The sequence below is a fragment of the Acetobacter cibinongensis genome, assembly GCF_000963925.1.
GTDB classification, from domain to species: Bacteria; Pseudomonadota; Alphaproteobacteria; order Acetobacterales; family Acetobacteraceae; genus Acetobacter; species Acetobacter cibinongensis.
In genome coordinates this window covers 137,107-157,990 of record NZ_BAMV01000010.1, presented here as the reverse complement: position 1 = coordinate 157,990, position 20,884 = coordinate 137,107, and the positions used below count along the sequence as shown (strand labels likewise).

The following is a 20,884-nucleotide window of genomic DNA, read 5'->3' as shown; positions in this document are numbered from 1 at the left end:
GCGCTCTGATAACCATGCGTAGCGCTCGCACATCTGTGCCTGCCGCGCATTGAGCTGAACCCGAACCAGAGTGACACCTGCCGTTCCATGTCTACATCCAGCAGCGACACAGAAAAAACTTCTCCCGCCGACTTGTATCGCGATACGGTTTTTCTGCCCCGCACGTCCTTCCCCATGCGTGGGAACCTGCCAAAGCGTGAGCCGGAGTGGCTGGCGCGGTGGGCAGAAATTGGGCTGGATGAGCAGATAAAAACGCAGGCGGAAGGGCGGCAGCCTTTTACGCTCCATGACGGCCCGCCCTACGCGAATGGCCACCTGCATATTGGCCATGCCCTGAACAAGATTGGCAAGGACGTCATCAACCGCGCACACCGCATGTCAGGCTATGCTGTGCGCTACATTCCGGGCTGGGACTGCCACGGTCTGCCCATCGAATGGAAAGTTGAGGAAGAATACCGCAAGGCCAAGCGCGACAAGGACAGCGTGCCGGTGCTTGAGTTCCGGGCGGAATGTCGGGCTTATGCTGGCAAATGGCTGGCTATCCAGATGGAAGAATTCAAGCGGCTGGGCGTGCAGGCTGAATGGGCCAACCGCTACGCCACCATGGATTTTTCATCCGAGTCCGCTATCGTAGCGGAAATTGGCCGTTTTCTGCTCAATGGCGGCTTGTATCGTGGTCTGCGCCCGGTCATGTGGAGCCCGGTTGAAAAGACCGCTCTGGCTGAAGCCGAAATTGAATATCACGACCATAAATCCACCACCATTCTGGTGGCGTTCCCGGTTGTTAAGGACCCGACCCCGGCGCACGCGTTGGCGGATGTGTCCGTTGTTATCTGGACCACAACCCCCTGGACCATTCCGGGTAACCGTGCGCTGGCTTACGGGCCGGAAGTCACTTACGTTGTGCTGCGCGTAGATGACACGGCAGAGGGTGCTTTGCTGGAGCCGGGCAACAAACTGCTGGTTGCGGAAGCATTGGTCGAGTCCTTCTGCAAGGAAGCACACGTTACAGCGCATCACATCCTTTACACGCTGCCGGGTAGCGCGCTGGAAGGGGCTGTGTGTGCCCACCCGCTGCGTGGCTCCGGTTATGATTTTGATGTGCCCATGCTCCCCGGTGACTTTGTCACGACCGATGCCGGTACGGGCCTTGTCCACATGGCTCCTGCCCACGGTGAAGATGACTTCCGGCTGTGCCGTACGTACGGCGTGGAAGTTCCGGAGACAGTGCAGGATGATGGCACATACTCTCCGTGGGTTGCGGGCTTTGCTGGCGTGCATGTGTTCAAGGCGGCAGACCCGGTCTGCATTGCTCTGACAAACGCTATGGAACAGGCCAACGCTGCGGGCACGGCTCCGGCAGGGTTGGTGGCACGGGGTGAGATTGTTCATTCCTACCCGCATTCATGGCGGTCTCGTGCGCCCATCATTTACCGTGCAACCCCGCAGTGGTTCATCAGCATGGATGGGGAAGGGGCCCTGCGCGAAAAGGCGCTCAATGCGCTGGAAGACGTAACCTTTGTGCCCGCACAGGCCCGCAACCGTCTGACCTCAATGGTCCAGAACCGCCCGGACTGGTGCATCAGCCGCCAGCGCGCATGGGGTGTGCCTATTGCGGTGTTTGTTGAAAAACGTACGGGCGAAGTGCTGCGGGACGCCGAAGTCATGCAGCGCGTTGTGGATGCCTTCAGGGATGAGGGCGCAGATGTCTGGTATAGTGCACCGGCATCACGCTTCTTGGGCCCAGACCGCAACCCCGATGACTACGAACAGGTGTTCGACATCGTGGATGTGTGGTTCGAAAGTGGCTCTACCCATTCCTTCGTTCTGGGCGGGCAGGATCTGAGCTTTCCGGCTGATCTGTATTTGGAAGGGTCTGACCAGCATCGCGGCTGGTTCCAGTCCTCTTTGTTGGAAAGTGTAGGCACACGCGGCATCTCACCCTTCAAGGCAGTTGTGACCAATGGCTTTGTGCTGGATGAGCAGGGCCGTAAAATGTCCAAGTCTCTTGGCAATGTCATTGCGCCGCAGGACGTGAATGACAGCCTGGGGGCGGACATCCTGCGCCTGTGGGTCATGAATTCTGACACGCATGAGGATCTGCGTATCGGGAAGGAAATTCTTAAGCAGCAGGGCGAGCTTTATCGCCGCTTGCGCAACACGCTGCGCTGGCTGCTTGGGGCGCTGGATGGGTACACGGCAGAAGAAGCTGTGCCGTACGCTGAGCTGCCAGAGCTTGAGCGCTGGGTGCTCCACCGTTTGACGGACCTTGGTGGTTTGATCGCCCGCGCGGTGGAAACGCATGAGTGGGTTGGGGTTTACCCTGCGTTGCATGGCTTCTGCACAACGGACTTGTCCGCCTTCTATTTCGATATCCGAAAAGATACGCTGTATTGCGATGGGCCAGATAACCACACCCGCCGCTCTGCCCGTACCGTGCTGGACCATCTGCACCGCTGCCTGAGCACGTGGCTGGCGCCGGTGCTGGTCTTTACAGCAGAAGAAGCATGGACCGCCCGCTTTGGAGACGAGGAAAGCGTGCACATGCAGCCTTTCCCTGATCTGCCGGCTGAGTGGAGCAATCCGGAACTGGATGAACGCTGGACCCGCCTGCGTGCTGTCCGCCGTATCATCACGACCGAGATTGAAGGGGCACGGCGCGATGGCACCATCGGGTCTTCCCTTCAGGCCCAGGTCGAGCTGACTTTGTCACAGGAAGAGGCTGCTTTGTTTGCCGGGGTAAACTGGAGCGAGCTTGCCATTGTGTCTCACGTTGATGTGCTGATCGACCCGGAAAGCGCCTCTCTCTACGTGGAGGGGGCCGAGGGCGGTACGTTGCACGGCGCGCCTGTTGTGCGTGTGGCAGAGGGTGAAAAATGTGTGCGGTGCTGGAAAGTTCTGCCAGAAACCGGCACCCGTCAGGATTACCCCGGTGTGTGCCTGCGCTGCGCCGATGTTGTGGAGCAGGCGGGCTTGGGTAAAGCCGGTAGTGTGCAGGGGGGCGTGTGAGCAAGCCCCTCATAGCGCGGCCATTTGGTCTGGGAGCCTTGGTGTTAATGCTGACGCTCTCAGCAGATCAGTTGAGCAAATACTGGATTCTCTACGGGCTGAATTTGCCCGATAAAGGGTCCATAGCCATTCTGCCTTTCCTGAACTTCAGCATGGTGTGGAACCACGCCGTGACATTTGGCATGTTTGGTGGGTTAGGCGGTGCTGGGCGCATAGTGTTTTCGGTCATTGCTCTAGCGGTGGCCTGCATTTTGCTGGTATGGATGGCACGCACACCAAGCAGGCTGACCGCAGCCTGTGTGGGGGCCATTACTGGCGGTGCCATTGGGAATGTGATGGACCGTGTCCGGTATGGCGCGGTAGTGGATTTTATCCATGCCCATGCGTTTGGATGGTCATGGTATGTATTTAACGTAGCTGATTCCGCTATAGTGTGCTCAGTTTGCGTACTACTGGTGCAAAATGTCCTTATGGGCAAAGACCACCAGACAACTTGAGAAAAAGCGACCTGCCCTCCGGCAGGCTGGGCAGGAAGGATAAAAGGCAGAAGATGGCACGCCGAGTTTCGACACTGATTTCTCCGCTGCTGCTTCTTGGCGGATGTGTGCTGCTGACCGGGTGCTCCGGCTCCGAGGCAGCGCGGGCGTTCGGTCTCGAACGTAGTATGCCAGATGAGTATACCGTCACCACGCGGGCACCGCTGTCCATGCCGCCAATGGACGAACTGGCAAAGCCCGTGAGCGGTGCAGAGCGTCCGCAGGACGAGAGCGAACGCTTGCAGGCGCTCGAAACCCTCTCGCCTGATGTTGCATTGCACGGTGAGAACGGTTCCAACAGTGATGGCCAGAGCATGCTGGTGACAGAAGCCTCTCAGGCCGCTGATGCGCCAGATCAGGGTGAGCTGGGGCAGGCCGGTTCAGGCTTTGTGGAGCAGCTTATGTTCTGGAAAGGCGGTAAAGCCGGTGCTGTAGTGGATGCGGATGAAGAAAACCGCCGCCTGAAAACAAATGCGGCTCTGGGCAAGCCTCCTACACATGGGGTTACCCCCACACAACGCGCTCCCAAATAGGCAGCCGTTCTGATACAAAGGGTCTGGCCATGTCAGACCCTTCTTTTTTATCTTCCCCGTCTCCCGTTCCCTCAGAAAACGCAGCCCCCGCGCCGCGCCGCCCGACCTTGCGCCGCTTGCCAGAGGTTCTGGTCAATCGCATTGCGGCGGGTGAGGTCATAGAGCGGCCAGCCGCCGCGTTAAAGGAACTGGTTGAAAACGCCATAGATTCGGGCGCCACACGGCTGGATGTCAGTCTGGAGCGTGGGGGGATAGACCGCATCATTGTCACGGATGATGGATGCGGCATGACCCCGGATGAACTGGCTTTGGCCGTTGAGCGGCATTGTACGTCCAAACTTCAGGATGAATCGCTGGTCCATATCCGCACCCTCGGGTTTCGGGGGGAGGCGCTACCCTCTATTGGGGCTGCGGCGCGGTTGACCATAACGTCCCGTACACAAGGGGAGAGCGGGGCTTGGCGTATTCATGTTGCAGGTGGCAAGGTCTCCGCGCCAGAACCAAGTGCTGGGGCTGTCGGGACCAGCGTTGTGGTGGAAGACCTGTTTTTTGCCACCCCCGCACGGCGGAAATTCCTGAAGAGTCCTCGGGTAGAAGGTAACCACGCTGAGAGTGTTGTAAGGCGTTTGGCCCTTGCCGTGCCGGAAACGGCCTTTCGTTTTAGTATGGATGACCGGCTTCTGTTTGACCTGCCAGCGCAGGACATGGCGGGCCGTGCCGCTGCCTTGCTGGGCGCGAACGAGGCCGATGGCTTTTTGAGTATTCATGGGGAGCGGGACGGCATGGTGCTGTCCGGTTTTGCGTGTGGCCCTTCCGTACACAGGGCTACGGCGACTGGCCAGTTCATGCTGGTGAATGGTCGCCCTGTTGTTGATCCCGTTTTGAAAACAGCAGTCCGGGTGGCTTATCGCCGGGTCATAGAACACGGCCGGCACCCTGTTGTTGCCCTTACCCTTACTATCCCGCCGGACAGGGTGGATGTGAACGTTCACCCCGCAAAAACGGAATTGCGTTTTGCGGATGAGGCCGCTGTACGGTCGCTTGTCATCGGCACCCTGACCCGTGCTCTGGAGGGCGGGGCTGGAAATGCCGGGGTCAGGCCCTCCTTCTCAGCCGTAAAGCCGGGGCGTATCTGGTATCCGCCCGAAACCTCTGCCGGGCCGGTCGTGCCTGCTCCCCCGGCACCGGGGCGTGCGGCGTCAACGCTGCCCCTGCGGGCAGGCACAGTGGTGGCAGAGCCTCGGCTTAGGTTGGGAGATGCACCGACAGCCCGCATGTTGCCCCCTCTGGGTGGTGGGGTGGGGGCTCAGGGTTCCGTAGCTGCTCCGTCTATGGGGGGTGAGCCGGAGCCCGCTTACGTTCCTGCTTCAACAGACTCTGTGGCTGACCATCCCCTTGGGGCTGCGGTGGCGCAGGTGCTGGATACCTATGTTATCGCGGTAGCTGCAGATGGAAGCCTTGTCTTGGTGGACCAGCACGCAGCGCATGAACGTTTGACCCATGAACGGCTGAGGGAACAATTTTTAAGCGGTACGGTACAAAGCCAGCGGCTGCTCGTGCCGGATGTTGTGGACCTACCACCCTTGCAGGTGGAGCTTCTGGCTGCGCGGCAAGGGATGTTGGCCAAGCTGGGTATAGAGGTGGAGGCGTTCGGGACCGATGCCATTCTGGTCCGCGCACTTCCGGCTATGCTGAATACCAGCGACTCGGTAGGGCTACTGCGTGATCTGGCTGACGAACTGGAAGCAGACGATAATGGCAGCCCGGAAGAAATGCCTTCCTTGGATGGCCGGATGGATGCCGTCATTGCCCGAATGGCGTGCCACGGCAGTATCCGGGCCGGACGCCGCCTGACACGAGAAGAAATGGATGCCCTTTTGCGCCAGATGGAAGCAACGCCACGGGCCGGAACATGCTCCCACGGCCGACCGACTTGGTTGAAGCTGAGCAAAAAGGATCTGGAAAAGCTTTTCGGTCGCCGCTGACGAGGGGAACGGCGGAAGCCTGCTCGGCGGAACGTGAACAGCGCTTCTCTGGCTTGCAGCACCAAAATGGCGCACAGTTAGCGCTACCGTGATGTAACCCGGATGGTAAGAACGCCGTGTACCCCACCTTGCTTTCGCTCATAACCTATCTCCCTCTTGCTGGCGCAGGGCTGGTTTTTCTTTTAGGGCGGGGAGGGGCAGACCAAGGGCGTAGCGCACGATGGCTCAGCCTCTGGACAAGCCTTCTGGTGCTGGGGCTCAGTGCAGTTTTATGGGCACAGTTTGACCCAGGCCGCCCCGGATTGCAGTTTGAAACCCGGCTAAGCTGGATGGCGGACCAAGGTATCTCCTACCATACGGGTGTGGATGGTATTTCTTTGGTCTTTATTCTGCTCACCGCATTTCTGACCCCGCTGGCGCTGGCTGCAAGCTGGCGCACGGTGCAAACGCAGGTGCGCACTTTTTCCATCACATTCCTGCTGCTTGAAACGGCCTTGTTCGGTCTGTTTTCAGCGCAGGATCTGGTGCTGTTCTATGTCTTTTATGAAGCAACGCTTATTCCAGCCAGCTTGATGATTGGCGTATGGGGCGGGGCCAGACGGATGTGGGCGTCTCTCCAGTTCTTCCTGTTTACGTTCGGTGGCTCCCTGTTCATGCTCATTGCGCTGGTGGCTATGTGGCTACAGGCGGGTACTACAGACATACAGGGTCTTATGCAGGCAGGTTTTTCCCCGGTTATGCAGGGGTGGCTGCTGCTGGCGTTCATTCTGGCGTTTGGCGTCAAGCTGCCGCTGTTTCCGCTTCATGCATGGTTGCCTGACGCCTATTCTGAAGCCCCGGCACCTGCCTCCGCCATGTTGTCAGGCGTATTGTCCAAAACCGGAGCCTACGGGTTGCTACGCTTTGGGGTGCTTATGTTTCCCAATGCCATGCACGCGTTTGCACCCTATGTGCTGGCTTTGGGGGTGGTGGCCATTATTTACGCCGCCTTTGTGGCGTTTGCCCAAACAGATATGAAGCGCGTTATTGCGTATTCCTCTTTCTCACACATGGGCATGATTGCTGTTGGGTTGTTCACCCTGACCGCAGAGGGAATTGATGGCGCAATTTACCAGATGCTTTCACATGGGGTGGTGATTGCGGCCCTGTTTTTCTGTGTGTCTGCGGTGGCATGGCGTGCTGAAACACAGAACATTGATGCTCTTGGCGGCGTTGCAAGGCAGATGCCCGTTCTAGCCCTTTTGGCCATGCTGTTTACCATGGCCAACATAGGGCTGCCGGGTACGGGGTCTTTCGTCGGGGAGCTTCTGGTCCTTATGGGGGCCATTCATGTTTCATTCTGGGTAGCGCTGCTTGCGGGGGCCACCATGATTATGGGTGCCGTCTATATGCTCTCGCTTTACAGGCATGTACTGTTTGGCAGCGTAAAAGGTACTGTCAGTCTGCTGCGTGACCTGACCGCAGCCGAAATGGCAGTATTGGTGCCTCTGGCTGTTGTGACCTTATGGATGGGCGTGCATCCGGGTAGCTTTACCCGGTTGTTTGACCCGGTGGTCATGCAGGCCATTCATGGCAGCGCGAACGCTGTTGCGCAGAACACGTCCCACGCGGCTGTTGCTGTGGCAGCGCGATAAAACGCGCGCTGTCAGAGGTTTGTTATTGGGGGAGTTCCGGTAGCTCGTCAGGCTTTTTTCTACGCCGGGGCGTGAGAACAGTTCCGGCTGAAGCGCCCGCGACCATCAGGATGCCGCATAAGCGACTGAGGGGCAGCGTTTCATGGAGAATGAGAACCCCGGCCAGCGTGGCGCAGACAGGCTCCAGACTACAAAAAACCCCAAGGTCCCGTGCGGACAAACGCTGCATGGCGCGCATTTCCAGCGCATAGGGCAGAGCCGATGAGCATATGGCCACTATCAGGCTGAGGAACAGCAGTTTGGGCTGGCCTAGCCCCGTTGAAAACGCCGGTAGAAAACAGGGTATGAACAGCACGATGCTGGCGCATAATTGCCCTATAGTGCAGGCATGTCCGGCAGACAGCTTGCCGCTAAAGCGTTTGCCAAACACGATGTAGAGCGCCCACGCAACGGCTGCTCCCATGGCAAAAAGAATCCCCAGGGCGTCCGGTGCAGTTGAGGAAGAAGGGTTGAGCAATAACCCCAACCCGGCAATGGTCAGCACAAGCCACCCAATATCAGCCAGACGCTGAGACCCCATAAATGCAAGAAAAAGAGGGCCGGTAAATTCAATGGCAACGGTAATACCCAGCGGAATACGCTGAAGCGCCAAATAGAAAAACAGATTCATGGCACAAATGGCCAGCCCGTAAGGGAAGGCCAGCTTGAGCACCCGCCAGGATAGAACATTCCAGCTTCTGAAAATGCACATCAAGACAACGGTGGCAAAGAAGCAGCGCAGCCCCACCATACCCGCAGCACCAAAGACGGGAAAAAGTGCCTTGGCTGTAGAAGAGCCAAATTGCAAACACACCATGCCGCCAATTAATTGCGCCAGTGCGGCGGCGCGCTCTTTAACTGTCAGGTCGGTGTTGTTCATTCGGCAGGAAGCAGTGGGTCAGACATCCAGCAGTTCTCCAACAGATTGCGCGTGTTCCTGAATGAAGGCGAAGCGTAGTTCCGGTTTACGGCCCATCAGGCTTTCAACACGTTCACGCGTGGCCAGACGGTCTTCCGCCGGAGCCACAACACGCAGCAGCGTGCGGCGCTTCGGGTCCATTGTTGTTTCTTTAAGGTCCGCCGGGGGCATTTCCCCTAGACCTTTAAAGCGGGAGACATCAATTTTACCGCGTGACTTGAACTCTTTCTTAATTTTGCGGTCTCGGTCCGCATCATCCATGGCGTACACGGAGCGGGCACCTTGTGTCAGCCGGTAGAGTGGCGGCTGTGCAAGGTAGAGGTGGCCCGCACGGATAAGCTCCGGCAGTTCACGGTAGAAAAATGTCATGAGCAGGGAGGCAATATGTGCGCCATCCACGTCAGCATCGGTCATGATAATGACGCGGCCATAACGTAGTTTGCTCAGCTCAAATTTGTCGCCAGACCCACAGCCTAACGCCTCAATGAGGTCCCGCAATTCCTGATTGGCGCGCAGTTTTTCTGTCGTGGCACTGGCTACGTTCAGAATTTTGCCGCGCAATGGCAGAACGGCCTGTGTTTCACGGTTACGCGCCTGCTTGGCCGAGCCGCCTGCGGAGTCGCCTTCCACAAGAAATATCTCGGTTTCCTCAGCGCGTTCGCGGGTGCAGTCGGTCAGTTTGCCGGGCAGGCGCAGGCGGCGTGTGGCACTCTTACGCGGTGTTTCTTTTTGCTCACGGCGGCGAAGGCGTTCTTCTGCCCTCTCAATCATAAAGGTCAGGAGCGCATCAGCCTGCGGCGGATTTTGCGCTAGCCAGTGGTCAAACCGGTCCCGCAAGGCAGTTTCAACCAGCTTGCTGGCTTCGGACGATGTAAGCTTTTCCTTGGTCTGGCCCTGAAACTGCGGGTCACGAATAAAGACCGAGAGCTGAGCCGCTATGGTGCCCAGCACATCTTCCGCCGTAATAGCGGCTGCTTTTTTGTTGGAGCGTTGGTCACCCCAGGCACGTAAGCCTTTGACCAGAGCGTTCCTGAATCCGGTTTCGTGTGTGCCGCCCTGTGGGGTGGGAATGGTATTACAGTAAGAGGCAAGGGATGCCGCACCGCTTTCCAGAAAGGCAACAGCCCATTCTACGCGCCCATTGTCGCGGCCGTCTGCCGCAGGGGGGAGGGCTGCATCACCCGCCCAAATGGGGGTGAGGAGGGGGGCTGAGGCTCCCAGTTCATCACTCAGGCTGTCAGCCAAACCGCCGGGGAAATGCAGCACCGCTTCTGCAGGCGTATCATCGCCAGCTTTGATGAGCGATGGATCACAGTTCCAGCGGATGGTTACGCCACGGAAAAGAAATGCCTTTGACCGGCACAGCTTATAAAGCCGTGACGGCACAAAATGGTGCGTCCCAAAAATCTGGGCATCAGGCACAAAGGCAATCTGCGTGCCACGACGGTTCTGGGTGGCCCCTGTTTTTTCCAGCGCTGTTACGGGAATGCCGCGTTCGTAAGACTGCTGCCATATGGCGCGGTCACGGGCAATTTCCACGTCCATGCGGGAGGACAGAGCGTTCACAACGGATGAGCCAACACCGTGCAACCCTCCAGACGTTGCATAGGCCTTGCCGGAGAACTTACCACCAGCATGGAGGGTCGTAAGAATAACCTCCAGCGCGGAACGATCAGGAAAGCGGGGATGGGCGTCTACGGGTATACCGCGTCCATTGTCCCTGATTGTCAGTTTGTTGCCGGGTTCAAGGCTGACATCAATGGTGGATGCATGGCCTGCCACGGCTTCGTCCATGGCGTTATCCAGCACTTCAGCGGCCAGATGGTGCAGCGCGGTCTCGTCTGTGCCGCCAATATACATGCCGGGGCGGCGGCGTACTGGTTCCAGCCCTTCCAGCACTTCAATGGCGCTGGCGTCATAGGCTTGCGTGCTGTCGGCTTCAGGCTTCGCTGCCTTTCCGGCAGACCGGCGGGAGGGCGGAGGGGGCTCGGAAAACAGGTCGCTCATGGTTACGGTCTGTCCCGCTTTGTGAAGGATTCGTCAAGCGCTAGACGCTACTCTTCTTTAAAATAGGTACAAAAAGAGAACATCCACGCTAGAAATTTATGGATTACACGAGTCGAGTACGGAAAAATAAGGCCGCGGGATACGCGGCCTTAAGAAGATCAGAATGAAGAAAGGAACCGCCTGTATCAAGCTTTCCGTACGGAGCGTGTCTTGCGGGCTGCCGGGCGCGTAGCGCGGCTTGGGGTGGCAGGTGCCGCACAGGTTTCAAAGGAGGCAGGCTGCGTTACGTCCTTGGCTTCCGTATAGTTTGCCAGGTCTTCCGTGGTGTCCAGCGCATTCACTTCGTCAAACATCGCCAGACGCTGCTGGCAGAAAATGGTGCCAGCGGACAGGCCCTTTTCTGACTGCACGTTGGCAAGCTGGGTAATATAGTCGTCATGCTCACGCTGTGCGCTGCGGCCATACGTATTACGGAAATACGTGTTCAGCTTCTGCTCCTGATCCAGCAGATTGCTGCGGAACTTGGCAACAAATGAATTGTAGCGGTCCTGCGCGCTGCAGGAGAGGGCGGTTACCATCAACTCGCTCTTCAGGGCCTGCACATCAAAGGCTTCATGTGCGGGGGAGTGGCCGCACGGTGTAGCCGCTAGGCTGTAAGAACTATGCAGTACGCCCGCAGCGAGAACGCCTGCGGCCAGAAGACGAGAAAAACAGGACATGCGGTTCCTCCGATAGATGCCGGGGCTGGCGTTTTTCATCACGTTAAGGTGTTGCCCGCGGTCCAGCATACGAGACGGTCTTTATAAAGGTTCGACGACACGAAATAGCGTATTCAGGAGAGAAAGCCAGAGGCATTTTCGGTGGTCAGCCCGTGTTTCAGACTGAATACCGTCTAAGGCTTCAAAGACTTGTTTTCTCCGCCGACGCACATTTCCTCTTAAAACGTCACATTTGGGGCAAAATGATGGTTGGGCCGCCGCATTTTACCAAGCGGGAGAAAACAGAAAGCCCTGAATTTTTTAGCCCCTTTCTTCCAAGGCGCGGATGTTCTAAACGCAAAAGCGAATCATGGTGCGCAAGGCGCTTATGGGCCGAAAACTCTTTCAGCCAGTTTGCCTCCGGCCGCACAGGGTTCATCCTTTGTAATAATTGATGAATGAGTGGAGCTGACAGTGCGCTTGCGAGGAATAGCCGTTCTGGCACTAACAGGTGGTCTGCTTGCCGGCTGTGCGACCACCAGTGGTCCCGTTCGGACTGGAACACCTAACCCGTTCGGGTATCTGAAAAAGTCTGCGGTCTGTAGCACAACCCCCGTGAAAACGGGTCCGGATGGCCAGCTTTCCACCACCATGACCGTCCGGTCTGACGATGGCCTGTGTGAGCTGAAGCTCTCCCAGCCTTCTGGCAAGGCCTATGCGTCCTTCGGCGTTTCACCTGCGCCAGAGCACGGGAAAGCCTTCCTGTACAGCCTGGATGATGACACGCATGTCAGCTACACCCCCACCATGGGCTACGCTGGTACAGACAGCTTTACCGTAACCCTTATTCCGGGTGGCGGGCAGAAGCGTACGCGTCTGACTGTAACCGCTCAGGTGGATGCAACTGGCGTGGTTATTGCCAAGCCTGTTGTGCCTGCCGTCACAGCCCCGACACCGGCTAAAAAAGCAGCAACGCCTGCACGCCGCCGTGTCACGACGGCTAAGCGCAAAAAATAATACGATACAGGGTGGCCTGTTTAAGAAATTAGTAAATAAGCCACCCGTAAAAATTGCGTAGATACAAGAAAACCCCCGCAGCGGAAAACGCTGCGGGGGTTTTTGTATGGAGCAAGCCGCTCTTAGAGCTAGATAGAAAAGGTAATAGGCTCGCTCAGGGGGCGCTTCAGGCCGGATGTCTCAGCTTTTTTGACCAGATCATCAAGGCTGGTTTTTTTCATCTGCACGGTCAGGTCTTTATCAAACTGTTTCCAGCTTGGTTCTATCACCTTGGCAAAAAGCGGACCCTGTGGGCCATCTTCCGGGTTCTGATCGTCCTGCGTAACCGCGTTGATGATATCGACCAGAGAAATATCGCGGCGGGGGCGGCCAAGCCGGTAACCACCTCGCGGCCCGCGAATACTTTCCAGAAGCCCTGTCCGGGAGAGAGCCTGTAGCAGGGGCTCAATACCACGGCGGGCCAGGTTGGAACGCTCAGCAATATCCGCCGCACTGACTGTACCGGAACGGCCTGCGTGGAATGCAACGTCCAGCATAATGAGAACAGCCGTCATGGCTCTGTCACGGCGCAGGATCATGATCCGGTTTCCTTCCACCTCAAAAAAGGGCAAATGTAACGTTACGTCTGGGCTGTCCCGCATATAGCAGGGGTTGTGCGGTTTATCTACGCGGTTATTTCGTATTATAATGTTGACAGAAATGCAGACAGACGAAAAGGCGTTTTCATGACAGCTTCGGATCTTTCACGCGAGACATATGGCTTTGCGGCTCCCCGCGGCCGTATTTACGACTCCATTACCAATGTTGTCGGTGGCACACCACTGGTGGCTGTGCCGCATCTGATACAGGAAGATAAGCTGAAAGCCCGCGTGCTGCTGAAGCTGGAATTTTTCAATCCGCTCGGGTCGGTCAAGGACCGCATTGGCGCAGCTATGGTGCTGGCCGCTGAAAAAGCGGGTCTTATCACGCCAGGCCGTACCGTGCTGGTTGAGCCAACGTCCGGTAATACCGGCATATCCCTTGCTTTTGTTGCCGCAGCGCGTGGGTACAGGCTGATTGTGACCATGCCGGAAGGGGCCTCCATTGAGCGCCGCCGGATGTTGCGCCTGATGGACGCACAGGTTGAGCTTACGCCAGCCCGTTTGGGTATGGCTGGGGCTATTGCTCGCGCTAACGAAATTTTGAACGAAACGCCGGACGCATGGATGCCGGACCAGTTTGACAACCCGGCCAACCCGGCTGTGCATGCCGCAACGACAGCAGAGGAAATCTGGGTTGATACGGACGGGCAGGTGGATGCCATTGTTGCAGGCGTTGGCACAGGGGGCACTGCAACCGGTATTGCGGAAGCCCTTAAGCCCCGCCGTAAAAGCTTGCAGGTTTTTGGTGTGGAGCCCGCCGAAAGCGCCATCCTGAATGGGGATGAACCGGGGCCGCATGGCATCCAGGGTATTGGTCCCGGATTCTGCCCGGCAACGCTGCACACGAAATCTCTGGATGGTGTCCTGACGGTCTCTGAGCGGGAGGCGATTGCTGCTGCCCGGCGGTGTGCGCGTTTGGATGGTATTCCGGTTGGTATTTCGTCCGGCGCTGCGCTGCATGCGGCTTTGCAACTGGCCCGCAAGCCGGAGTATGCAGGCAAAACCATTGTTGCCATCGCTCCGTCCTTTGCGGAGCGCTACCTCTCTACATCCCTGTTTAACGGGCTGTAAAACGTACCCAAGAGGGTCTCGGGGGCTGCTATTGGCCCCCCGTTCTCTATGGCAGGGGAGCTGTCTGGTACAGCGCTACGCGCAAGCCACCATGCGGGATGGGGGCTGTGTTGGGCAGAAATGGCAGGTGCGTGGCATATGCCAGGGTTGGCTCACTGGTAATAAGCCCCACACGCCAGCCGGAAAAATGGTCCAGCATGGTTTGGCCAAAAGCACGATAGAGAGCGGCCAGTTGCTCCTTATCTCCTATACGCGTGCCGTAGGGCGGGTTGCAGATCACAAGGCCCGGAGGCTCGTTGGCGGGAGGGCGAATCTCGCTCACAGGCTTTTGCTCAAACACGCAAAAATCTGACACACCGGCACATTTGGCGTTTGCCACGCACATTTCAATGGCAGCGCTGTCTCGGTCGCTGCCATAAAAGCGGTGTGGGGGCGTGCGTTGGCTTTTCACCGCCCGCATCTGTGCCCACGCGGCGGGGGCAAATGAGACCAGTTGTTCAAAAGCAAAAGAACGAAGGCGGCCGGGGTTAAGGCGTGCCGCTATTTCAGCGGCCTCCAGCACAAATGTGCCGGAGCCGCACATGGGGTCCAGCACGGGTTCGGCCCCGTTATACCCGCATTGTGTGAGGAAGAGAGCGGCGAGCGTCTCCCGCATGGGGGCGCGGTTAACAGCAACTTTGTGCCCGCGTCGGTGGAGGAGTTCACCCGATGTATCAAGGCTGAGAGTACAGACATCGTTTTCTATGCGGGCCTTGATAACAAGGCTGGCAGTGTCTGTGCTGGCTACCCCCAAAGCGCTTGAGATAGCGGCGGCAATACGCTCGGCAGCGGCTCCCGCGTGATAAATGCGGGAGGTTGCACAGGAGGCCTCGACCCGGAACGGTACGTCAGGGCGTAGAATACTGGCCCAGTCAAAAGTTTTGGTGCGGCGTTCAAGCTGCGTCAGATAGCGCGCGGGAAAACTGACAAGGCGCGCAAGGACCTTGTTGGCACCCCGAACCCAAAGATTGGCACGCCAGACTTCAGGCCAACTGCCTTTTATGGTGACGCCACCTGGAACAGCCTTGGCGTGTTTGAAGCCCTTTAGCCGCACTTCCTGACATAAGATGCCCTCAAGGCCGGGCGTGGTAGCCAGAAAAATTTCGAAGTCAGGCGTTTGTGTCATCATGTCTGAATGGCAGTGCGGAAAGGAAAGGGCAATATCTGCCTCGGGCAATAAAAAACCGCTCTGACCAAAGCCAGAGCGGCACCGAAACCAAGCAATGTGGTCATTTTTACTGGAAGATAATTTCCACGCGGCGGTTCTGGGGTTCTTTTGTGTTCGCGGCTGTATGCACAAGGGGGTTGGCTTCCCCATAGCCATGCAGGTCAATGGTTGTGCCGGGCACACCATCACGCATCAACTCGGCCTTCACCACCTCTGCACGACGCAGGGAGAGCTTCATATTATAGTCTTCGCCCCGTTTCTCACCCGGATGAGCGGAGGAGTTGTCAGTATATCCAGACACGGTGATGCGCGTAAGCGTTGTGTGCGTGGAGGCCTGAGCTGCAACAGACACAATGGAGCGTGCCCTGTCTGTCAGGTCTGCTTTGTCCCAGTCAAAAAAGATCAGGTAGCTGCGGGCTGCCTGAGGGGCTGGAGCTGCACTTTCTGCTGGCGGCGGGGGCGGTGGGGGAGCCGGGTTGAACTCGTACCGCAGGCCGAGCATCAGGGAATGGTTGAAGTCTGTCTTGGTGTCGCGGTTGCCGCTGGCAAAGCCATAGGATTTTGACAGGTTGGCACCACCGACCGTACCCCATGCCGTAGAGCTGTGGGACTGCGGGCCGAGCATGGTCCAGAACCGGTATTCCGCTGTCATGGACAGGCCGACCACCCAAGGTGTTGGGAAGGACAGGCCAAAAATGCCCTGATAGGCAAAGTTGCCAAATGTGGCGCCCATATGTTGGCTGATCTGGTCACCGTTCAGGCTGGTGTTCAGGTGAGTCCAACCATAGCCGACACCGGCCCCGAAATACGGGAACAGCCAAGGCTTGCCAATGTCCATGTCAAACAGGGCGTTTGCCATAACGCCATAGGTCTGGCGGCGGCCATCTGCCCTGCCTGTGACCGTGCTGCCTGCGAACTGCTTGTAGGCCATGCTGCGGTAGTCGCCTTCAACTTCCACGCGGAAGCCGTTGCCCAGCCCATACCCGACCGAGCCAATGCCGACACCGCCCGTACGCCACCGGTCACGGCCATGCGGAAACATGGGGGAGCTACGGACCATCTGGTCCTGATTGAAGGTTGCGCCGCCTTCACCGCCAACATACAGGCCCTGTACCGGTTGAGCCATAACGGGGGCCGCGCACAGTAAAAGCCCTGCGACCAAAGGCACAGAAAGCAGTGTTTGCGCGAGGAGGCCTTGGCGCAGCTTCATGTTATTCTCCCTGCTGTGGCACTGGTTCGGTAGTGGCCGGGCATGTGGGTAGGTGTGCAGATAAAGCACATAAGCTTGTCTTCTTTGCTGTAAACTTGCGTCATGTGCAACAGGCAGGTGGGTCTGTTTTCACATAGGTGCCTGTTTTGCGTGGTATCAGGCCATCTGGCGTGTGACATAAGTCACACATATTTTCGTGTCCTTAGAGCAGAGTCGCGTTGAAGGGCGGTTTAAACTCCGGGGCTTCAAGTTCCAGAACCCACAGGTCGGGGTCAAAACGGGTCTGGCGCTCAAGGTAGAGGCTGATTTCTGCGGGTGAGAGCGGGTTTTCACCTGATGATCTGAGCCATGCGGCTTCCCCTTCCGGCGTTCGTGTTTGGCTCAGAACAACGGCGGAGCCATTTCGTTCCAGTAAAACCACCAAAATGCTGCCGGCATCTGCATCGCCCTTCCGTAAAAGCATGGCAGACTGCCCATTTTGCGCAGCCTGCCGCAGGATGGCGCGCGCCACAAAATCCGATTTCAGGCGTGGTGAGGTCATTCCTTGGAGGCCGCCGGGAGGGCTGCCGGGTCTTCTGGCATGGCTGCGATCGCGGCTCTGTACCACGCCTTGTTTTCCAGCACTGCCCGGGCGGTTTCTACGTCCCGATCACTCCCAAGGGCGGCAGGGCAGGCACGGCGAATAGCCAGAATACGAGAGACCGTGAGCGGGAAACGTGCTGCACGGGATTCAAGTACTGCGGCGCGGTTGTCCAGACTGCCGTGGGCCAGACTATGCAATTGCCTGCTGGTATCGGCCTCCCCAAGGCTGGTGCAGATCTGGGGCATGACCCCAAGACCCTGCAAAGGCCAGTGCAGAGGGGCTATAACCCGGCTCCAGGTTACAAAAAGCTCTCCTTCATCAGGCAACTGCGCAACTGTCTGCACAAGGCCTTTGCCGAGGGTGGAGCTTCCAATCACAACCGCGCGGCGATGGTCAGCCAAGGCGGCGGCAAGAATTTCTGCCGCACTGGCCGTCCGGCCATCGACCAGAATTGCAATGGGCAGATTGTTGGTCATATCTCCGCCCTGTACGGCCCAGATATGGTTGGCCTGTGCATCACGCCCATCGGTTACCGCAGCCACACCATGGTCCAATAGTAGCGCGGCTGCCGTGACAGCCTGTTGTAAAACCCCGCCACGGTTGCCGCGCAGATCTATGATCAGCCCTTTCAAGCCGGGATCTTGCGTGGCCTGGTCCAGATACTGGCTCATTTCCTCTGCCGTGTCGGAGGAAAATGACGTCACGCGCAGGACGACAAGCGAGCCACTGGCAAATGCAAACACAGTTTCAGGCGGCACCTTGGCGCGGCGCAGAACAACAGTGTGCCCGCGTTTTTTGCCGGGTGAGAGCAAACGCAGGCTAACGCGGGAGTCTTCAGCCCCCTGTAACCACTGGGTAACCGTTTCCGCAGACTGACCTGCTGTCAGTTTGTTGTTAACGGCAAGCAGTTTGTCGCCCGTATCTACGGTTGCAGTCCATGCCGGGCCATTAGCGTTGACGGCAGACACGATGATGTCTCGGCCTTTGCGCGTCAGGCTGATCCCGGCATCGGCCTCACCCCCTACGCGGGCATGGCGGTCTGTTGTGGCAGAGGAGGGGCCAATATAGCGGGAATACGGGTCCAGATGATTGAACAGCTCGTCAAAAAACGCCTGCACCAGATCTTCCCGCGTGGCAGCGCGCACGCTTTCAGAGTGGGCGCGTGCGGCGGAGATAAACTCTACAGCCAGATGCGCCCAGTCATCGTCACGGTTGGCGGGCGGGGCCGGACGGGCGAAAAGAGATGTCTGCCCCGCCAGAAGGCGGATGTCCGCCCCGCGCGTATCCAGCGAAAGTGTAGGGTCCAGAGCCGTGAGCGCGCCGAGGCCCCAGAGCGTGAAGTCACGGCTTGAATGGGCTTCAAGCGTGCGGGGGCCCAGAAATTCCAGCGCTGTGGCAATGACAGTGCGTACCATCGTCAGGTCAATGGCTGTGTCTGGGGTGGCGGTAACCGTTGCCGCTGGTTGCTTTGCGGCTGAGGGCAGGGCGTCCGGAACGGCCGCTGCCGCATTTTTGAGAGGGGGCGCTGCATCCGGTGGAAGTGCTGATGGCGGCGGCACTGGGGTGTCTGGCACGGCTGTAGGGCGGCTGCCAGACGGCAAGGGAGGAGCCACCGCAGCCTTGAGTGAGGAAGGCTGACACAGGATAAGGCTTGCCACGACCATGCAGGGGAAAGCCCGCCGGAGGGGCGGTACAAAGCGCAGGGCTGTGTTAGCGCGCATGGGAATCTGCTGCCAGAGTAAGGGTGCCTCGCGCCGGGTTTGTTGCCCTGAGCACAACAGACAGCATGCAGCCTGGCTGAAGCGTTGCTTCAGACCGCTGAGGTGCGTGTGTGGTGTGCGAGTCGTCATACAATCCTGAATCATCCGGCAAAGCGCTGCGGAAAAGCAAAGACGGAGTTCCCGTCTTCGTCAATGTCAGGGTGACGGCCGAGCGTGTTGTTCCTGTCACATAGGCCGTCATGGCGTGACCGCACAAGGGGCGTAAAAAGAGCGCTGCAAGCCGGTTCTGGCAGGCCAGTGTGGCAGACGCAGCACGGCGCTCCGTAAAATGCAGATGCCCTGCCAGCGCATGTAAAATCTGCATTTTCTGCAAACCTGACTCGGCGGCTGTATCGTCCTCAGACGGGTAGGGAAGTGAGGTGGACTCTAATGTTGCAATAACGGCACGATGTGTGACCAGATCAGCATAGCGGCGTATGGGGCTGGTGAAATGCGCATAGGCTGGCAGGGCCAATCCATGATGGAGAGCTGCGACAGGAGAGTAGTACGCAGGCACACGGCGACCCTGCTGCCCGGCTTTAGGGGCGGCATGTCCCCGGAACATGCCCTGAACGCTGTTTTGCCGCATGAAGTCTGCCACAAAGCGGTTGGCGGCTATCATGAAGCGCGCCACAATATCCTCCGCCAGACCCTGTGGGCGGGGTGTGAACGCAACGGGATACCCCACCTGGTCAAACTCTATGCTGTAGGCATCCGGTGCGTGTGTGTTCTCGCTCCTTTCTCCTCTGCTCACGGCTTCCTGACGCAGGGCGGCAGCGGCTTTTGCTAACGTGCTGAGTAGAGCAGGGGGCAGCTTAGCCAAGGAGAATGCTGCGTCATCATGCCCATCCAGTTCGGCTTGCACCTGCCGGTAGGTCAGGCGTGCGGCACTGCGCATGAGGGCCCTGCCCAGATGGCCTGACACACACTGTCCGTCAGCGTTAAGAGTGAGATCAACATAGACGCAAAGCCGGTCTTCATGCGGCTTGAGGGAGCACGCTCCAGCCGAGAGGCTTTCCGGGAGCATAGGCAGCACATGGCCCGGCAGATAAACGGAGTTGCCGCGTATACGGGCCTCTTGGTCCAGTGTAGACCCTTCCGGCACGTAATGGCTGACATCGGCTATTGCAATGACCAGATGGAAACCCTCAGCGGTCTCCTCTGCCCAAATGGCATCATCAAAATCCTGCGCTGTCTCATCATCAATCGTGACGAGCGGCAGATCACTCAGATCGCGCCGCCCGGCTGTTTCCAACGTGGCTGGGCGTTGGGAGGCAAGATGAGCCTGAGCCTCGCTTTCTGGAGTAAAGTTTTCCGGTAGGGTATGTGTCAGAATGCTGAGGGTAGCTGCCATGCCGGGAGCATCACAGTTCCCTAAAATACGCGTCATCGCAAAGGGCGCGTTTTTGCCAGCCTGTGGGGCGGCGGCGTCCAGCAACGCAATGACACCGGGCTTCAAGGCTGTGAAAAAAGCATTCTCCTGTGGGACCTTCACAGTAACGGTCAGGTCGATGCGTCCATCGCAGGGTTCAAAAGTGGCCAGACATGTTGTGTCAGCCTGAAAGCAACAGGCTGTCAGATGCGCCGGAAAACTCTTGATCTGGCGGGAGAGCAGACGGATGGGGCGTCCTTCCCGTAAACGGTTACGGGCCGTACACGGACGCAACCGGACGAGAACCTCATCGCCAGGCAGCAGGAAAGTACCATCTGAAAGGCCGGAGACAAGCAGAATCGAGGTGTCTGGGGTATGGCTCTGATGGGCATAGGCGCAACCGTCAGACCGCAGGTGCCCCACTGTCACGCGCACCATTTCCGGCAGGCCGGTAATGGCTTTCAGTCTGCCCGGAGGGAGCGTTGCCAGCGCTCCGGCCAGTGCCATTTCATGCAGCACAGCCCGCAACTGTGCCTTCAGGCTAAGGGGTAACCCTAAAGCATGGAGAATATCTGCAAGCCCCATAGGGGCTGTGCCAGCTTCCAATGCGTGCCGAATGGCCCCATGGTCGGACAGGGGCAAAGGCCCGCTGCCCTTCCGCAT

16 protein-coding genes are annotated in these 20,884 nt (G+C 58.2%); 7 read left to right on the top strand and 9 right to left on the bottom strand.

Annotation, left to right across the window (positions count from 1 at the left end; genetic code table 11):
- The first annotated feature begins 87 nt into the window (after window positions 1-87).
- The 5 genes from ileS (at window position 88) to Abci_RS06410 (ending at window position 7,697) form a co-directional block, all read left to right on the top strand.
- On the top strand, window positions 88-3,009 hold the full coding sequence (ileS, locus tag Abci_RS06430; protein WP_048838314.1) for an isoleucine--tRNA ligase: 2,922 nt from the start codon (window positions 88-90) through the stop codon (window positions 3,007-3,009).
- Window positions 3,006-3,506, top strand: a complete 501-nt coding sequence (lspA, locus tag Abci_RS06425) for a signal peptidase II (RefSeq protein WP_084597555.1) — start codon at window positions 3,006-3,008, stop codon at window positions 3,504-3,506. The genes ileS and lspA overlap by 4 nt, the downstream gene beginning before the upstream one ends.
- Before the next feature lie 53 nt (window positions 3,507-3,559).
- The gene (locus tag Abci_RS06420; RefSeq protein WP_048838313.1) at window positions 3,560-4,078 is read left to right on the top strand and encodes a DUF3035 domain-containing protein; all 519 of its coding nucleotides are present in this window, start codon (window positions 3,560-3,562) and stop codon (window positions 4,076-4,078) included.
- A gap of 29 nt (window positions 4,079-4,107) precedes the next feature.
- On the top strand, window positions 4,108-6,063 hold the full coding sequence (gene mutL / locus Abci_RS06415) for a DNA mismatch repair endonuclease MutL (RefSeq protein ID WP_084597554.1): 1,956 nt from the start codon (window positions 4,108-4,110) through the stop codon (window positions 6,061-6,063).
- 116 nt (window positions 6,064-6,179) lie between these two features.
- A complete protein-coding gene (locus Abci_RS06410) occupies window positions 6,180-7,697 on the top strand; it encodes a complex I subunit 4 family protein (RefSeq protein ID WP_048838312.1) in 1,518 nt (505 codons plus the stop codon).
- Window positions 7,698-7,719: 22 nt separating this feature from the next.
- Here Abci_RS06410 and Abci_RS06405 read toward each other — a convergent pair whose 3' ends face one another.
- The 3 genes from Abci_RS06405 to Abci_RS06395 form a co-directional block, all read right to left on the bottom strand.
- Complete coding sequence (locus Abci_RS06405; RefSeq protein ID WP_048838311.1) at window positions 7,720-8,616, bottom strand: EamA family transporter; 897 nt, start codon at window positions 8,614-8,616, stop codon at window positions 7,720-7,722.
- A gap of 18 nt (window positions 8,617-8,634) precedes the next feature.
- Window positions 8,635-10,662: a DNA topoisomerase IV subunit B gene (parE, locus tag Abci_RS06400; protein ID WP_048838310.1), complete on the bottom strand. Its 2,028-nt coding sequence runs from the start codon at window positions 10,660-10,662 to the stop codon at window positions 8,635-8,637.
- 185 nt (window positions 10,663-10,847) lie between these two features.
- Window positions 10,848-11,381 carry a hypothetical protein gene (locus tag Abci_RS06395; protein WP_048838351.1) on the bottom strand — a complete coding sequence of 178 codons (534 nt, stop codon included), beginning with the start codon at window positions 11,379-11,381 and terminating at the stop codon, window positions 10,848-10,850.
- A 453-nt stretch (window positions 11,382-11,834) separates the two neighbouring features.
- Between Abci_RS06395 and Abci_RS06390 the strand changes: the two genes are divergently transcribed.
- Window positions 11,835-12,377 (top strand): Ig-like domain-containing protein, encoded by a 543-nt coding sequence (locus Abci_RS06390; RefSeq protein ID WP_048838350.1) that lies wholly within the window; start codon window positions 11,835-11,837, stop codon window positions 12,375-12,377.
- A 128-nt stretch (window positions 12,378-12,505) separates the two neighbouring features.
- On the opposite strand, the gene Abci_RS06385 is transcribed toward Abci_RS06390, so the two are convergent.
- Window positions 12,506-12,955: an RrF2 family transcriptional regulator gene (locus tag Abci_RS06385; RefSeq protein WP_048838349.1), complete on the bottom strand. Its 450-nt coding sequence runs from the start codon at window positions 12,953-12,955 to the stop codon at window positions 12,506-12,508.
- Between the two features lie 147 nt (window positions 12,956-13,102).
- Here Abci_RS06385 and cysK point away from each other — a divergent pair, with 147 nt between their 5' ends.
- Window positions 13,103-14,089, top strand: a complete 987-nt coding sequence (cysK, locus tag Abci_RS06380; RefSeq protein ID WP_048838348.1) for a cysteine synthase A — start codon at window positions 13,103-13,105, stop codon at window positions 14,087-14,089.
- 46 nt (window positions 14,090-14,135) lie between these two features.
- On the opposite strand, the gene Abci_RS06375 is transcribed toward cysK, so the two are convergent.
- The 5 genes from Abci_RS06375 to Abci_RS06355 form a co-directional block, all read right to left on the bottom strand.
- Entirely contained in the window at window positions 14,136-15,254 is a 1,119-nt protein-coding gene (locus Abci_RS06375; protein WP_048838347.1) for a THUMP domain-containing class I SAM-dependent RNA methyltransferase, read from the bottom strand.
- Between the two features lie 109 nt (window positions 15,255-15,363).
- Window positions 15,364-16,506, bottom strand: a complete 1,143-nt coding sequence (locus Abci_RS06370; protein WP_048838308.1) for an OmpA family protein — start codon at window positions 16,504-16,506, stop codon at window positions 15,364-15,366.
- Window positions 16,507-16,708: 202 nt separating this feature from the next.
- Window positions 16,709-17,047, bottom strand: coding sequence for a DUF1491 family protein (locus tag Abci_RS06365; protein WP_048838307.1), 339 nt, complete (start codon window positions 17,045-17,047; stop codon window positions 16,709-16,711).
- Window positions 17,044-18,810 (bottom strand): S41 family peptidase, encoded by a 1,767-nt coding sequence (locus Abci_RS06360; RefSeq protein WP_048838306.1) that lies wholly within the window; start codon window positions 18,808-18,810, stop codon window positions 17,044-17,046. The genes Abci_RS06365 and Abci_RS06360 overlap by 4 nt, the downstream gene beginning before the upstream one ends.
- Complete coding sequence (locus Abci_RS06355) at window positions 18,800-20,884, bottom strand: RNB domain-containing ribonuclease (protein ID WP_048838305.1); 2,085 nt, start codon at window positions 20,882-20,884, stop codon at window positions 18,800-18,802. Before Abci_RS06355 ends, Abci_RS06360 begins: the two co-directional genes overlap by 11 nt.

Bases quoted from the DNA above. Each gene is read 5' to 3' on its own strand.
- ileS (WP_048838314.1), top strand. From the start codon at position 88: ATGTCTACATCCAGCAGCGACACAGAAAAAACTTCTCCCGCCGACTTG.
- Abci_RS06420 (WP_048838313.1), top strand. From the start codon at position 3,560: ATGGCACGCCGAGTTTCGACACTGATTTCTCCGCTGCTGCTTCTTGGC.
- mutL (WP_084597554.1), top strand. From the start codon at position 4,108: ATGTCAGACCCTTCTTTTTTATCTTCCCCGTCTCCCGTTCCCTCAGAA.
- Abci_RS06405 (WP_048838311.1), bottom strand. From the start codon at position 8,616: ATGAACAACACCGACCTGACAGTTAAAGAGCGCGCCGCCGCACTGGCG.
- parE (WP_048838310.1), bottom strand. From the start codon at position 10,662: ATGAGCGACCTGTTTTCCGAGCCCCCTCCGCCCTCCCGCCGGTCTGCC.
- Abci_RS06395 (WP_048838351.1), bottom strand. From the start codon at position 11,381: ATGTCCTGTTTTTCTCGTCTTCTGGCCGCAGGCGTTCTCGCTGCGGGC.
- Abci_RS06385 (WP_048838349.1), bottom strand. From the start codon at position 12,955: ATGATCCTGCGCCGTGACAGAGCCATGACGGCTGTTCTCATTATGCTG.
- cysK (WP_048838348.1), top strand. From the start codon at position 13,103: ATGACAGCTTCGGATCTTTCACGCGAGACATATGGCTTTGCGGCTCCC.
- Abci_RS06375 (WP_048838347.1), bottom strand. From the start codon at position 15,254: ATGACACAAACGCCTGACTTCGAAATTTTTCTGGCTACCACGCCCGGC.
- Abci_RS06370 (WP_048838308.1), bottom strand. From the start codon at position 16,506: ATGAAGCTGCGCCAAGGCCTCCTCGCGCAAACACTGCTTTCTGTGCCT.
- Abci_RS06365 (WP_048838307.1), bottom strand. From the start codon at position 17,047: ATGACCTCACCACGCCTGAAATCGGATTTTGTGGCGCGCGCCATCCTG.
- Abci_RS06360 (WP_048838306.1), bottom strand. From the start codon at position 18,810: ATGCGCGCTAACACAGCCCTGCGCTTTGTACCGCCCCTCCGGCGGGCT.
- Abci_RS06355 (WP_048838305.1), bottom strand. From the start codon at position 20,884: ATGCGGAAGGGCAGCGGGCCTTTGCCCCTGTCCGACCATGGGGCCATT.